Source organism: Nocardia amamiensis (genome assembly GCF_015477605.1).
GTDB classification, from domain to species: domain Bacteria; phylum Actinomycetota; class Actinomycetes; order Mycobacteriales; family Mycobacteriaceae; genus Nocardia; species Nocardia amamiensis_A.
On record NZ_JADLQX010000337.1, the window covers coordinates 1 to 255 of the forward strand.

Annotated in this window: 1 protein-coding gene; it reads left to right on the forward strand. The window is 70.6% G+C overall.

The genetic code is table 11. The annotated features are described in order from the left end of the window. Nucleotides 1-255 (forward strand): AMP-binding protein (locus IU459_RS38045; RefSeq protein WP_195134365.1); only part of this gene is annotated, 255 nt, incomplete at both ends.

Sequence of the window (255 nt, forward strand, 5' to 3'; positions counted from 1 at the left end):
TGTTCGAGGCGCAGGTCGCGCGCACGCCGGACAGTCCCGCGGTGACGTTCGAGGGGACGAGTCTGTCCTATGCCGAGTTCGCCGGGCGGGTGCACCGCCTGGCGCGCTGGCTCAAGAGCAATGGCGTCGGCCCGGAATCGTATGTGGCCCTCGGTATGCGGCGCTCGATCGACCTGGTGGTCGGCATGTACGCGGTGAACGCCGCGGGCGGCGCGTACGTGCCGTTGGACCCGGACCATCCGGCCGAGCGGATCG